The 2,216-nt window shown below is 57.7% G+C and carries 1 rRNA gene; it reads left to right on the top strand.

From position 1 onward, the window contains the following. Positions 1 to 2,216, top strand: a 23S ribosomal RNA gene (locus tag J2852_RS31215); the annotation flags it as partial.

The raw sequence follows: 2,216 nt of genomic DNA, 5'->3' as shown, positions 1-2,216 counted from the left end.
TGCGCCGTGACGGCGTACCTTTTGTATAATGGGTCAGCGACTTACAGTAAGCAGCGAGCTTAAGTCGGTAGACGAAGGCGCAGCGAAAGCGAGTCTGAACAGGGCGCTTGAGTTGCTTGCTGTAGACCCGAAACCCGGTGATCTAGCCATGGGCAGGTTGAAGGTGCGGTAACACGCACTGGAGGACCGAACTCACGCCTGTTGAAAAAGTCGGAGATGACCTGTGGCTAGGGGTGAAAGGCCAATCAAACCGGGAAATAGCTGGTTCTCCGCGAAAGCTATTTAGGTAGCGCGTCGGATATTACCCACGGGGGTAGAGCACTGGATGGGCTAGGGGGCCTCGCGGCTTACCAAACCTAACCAAACTCCGAATACCGTGGAGTACAGTCCGGCAGACAGACGGTGGGTGCTAAGGTCCATCGTCGAGAGGGAAACAGCCCAGACCGCCAGCTAAGGTCCCCAAATCACGGCTAAGTGGGAAAGGATGTGGGAAGGCCATGACAACCAGGAGGTTGGCTTAGAAGCAGCCATCCTTTAAAGAAAGCGTAATAGCTCACTGGTCTAGTTAAGCCGGCCTGCGCCGAAAATGTATCGGGGCTCAAGCCGTGTACCGAAGCTGCGGATGTGATCTCAGATCACGTGGTAGCGGAGCGTTCCGTAAGCCTGCGAAGGGCCCCCGTGAGGGTGCCTGGAGGTATCGGAAGTGAGAATGCTGACATGAGTAGCGACAAAGAGTGTGAGAAACACTCTCGCCGAAAGTCCAAGGGTTCCTGCGCAAGGTTAATCCACGCAGGGTGAGCCGGCCCCTAAGGCGAGGCCGAAAGGCGTAGTCGATGGAAACCAGGTTAATATTCCTGGGCCCGGTGGTGTGTGACGAATGCCCAAGCGTGTGCGCTCTGATCGGATTGAGCGTGCTGTGGCGGCGTTCCAGGAAACAGCCCCACCGTTAAGGACCGTACCCGAAACCGACACAGGTGGACAGGTAGAGTATACCCAGGCGCTTGAGAGAATGGTGTTGAAGGAACTCGGCAAATTGCCCTCGTAACTTCGGAAGAAGAGGGCCCCGTTCTTGGGCAACCAAGGGCGGGGGGCACAGACCAGGGGGTGGCGACTGTTTACTAAAAACACAGGGCTCTGCGAAGCCACACAAGGCGACGTATAGGGTCTGACGCCTGCCCGGTGCCGGAAGGTTAAGAGGAGGGGTGCAAGCTCTGAATTGAAGCCCCGGTAAACGGCGGCCGTAACTATAACGGTCCTAAGGTAGCGAAATTCCTTGTCGGGTAAGTTCCGACCTGCACGAATGGCGTAACGACTTCCCCGCTGTCTCCAACACCAACTCAGCGAAATTGAACTCTCCGTGAAGATGCGGAGTACCCGCGGTCAGACGGAAAGACCCCGTGCACCTTTACTACAGCTTTGCAGTGGTGCTAGGGATCTCATGTGTAGGATAGGTGGGAGGCTTTGAAGCCCGGGCGCCAGCTCGGGTGGAGCCAGCCTTGAAATACCACCCTTGAGGTCTCTGGCATCTAACCGCGCCCCGTTCATCCGGGGCCGGGACCCTGCATGGCGGGTAGTTTGACTGGGGCGGTCGCCTCCCAAAGTGTAACGGAGGCGCGCGATGGTGGGCTCAGAGCGGTCGGAAATCGCTCGACGAGTGCAATGGCATAAGCCCGCCTGACTGCGAGACTGACAAGTCGAGCAGAGACGAAAGTCGGCCATAGTGATCCGGTGGTCCCGCGTGGAAGGGCCATCGCTCAACGGATAAAAGGTACGCCGGGGATAACAGGCTGATGACTCCCAAGAGTCCATATCGACGGAGTCGTTTGGCACCTCGATGTCGGCTCATCACATCCTGGGGCTGGAGCAGGTCCCAAGGGTTCGGCTGTTCGCCGATTAAAGTGGTACGTGAGCTGGGTTTAGAACGTCGTGAGACAGTTCGGTCCCTATCTGCCGTGGGTGTCGGAATGTTGCGAGGATCTGTCCCTAGTACGAGAGGACCGGGATGGACGCACCTCTGGTGCACCGGTTGTCACGCCAGTGGCATCGCCGGGTAGCTAAGTGCGGACGGGATAACCGCTGAAAGCATCTAAGCGGGAAACCCACCTCTAAACCAGCATTCCCTGAGAGCCGTGATAGACCATCACGTCGATAGGGGGCGTGTGGACCGGCGGCAACGCCCGAAGCTAAGCCCTACTAATCGCTCGATCGGCTTGATC

The sequence above is a fragment of the Azospirillum soli genome (assembly GCF_017876165.1).
GTDB lineage: Bacteria > Pseudomonadota > Alphaproteobacteria > Azospirillales > Azospirillaceae > Azospirillum > Azospirillum soli.
Note: the sequence above shows the minus strand (reverse complement) of the source record. Positions and strands in the feature narration are given on the sequence as shown.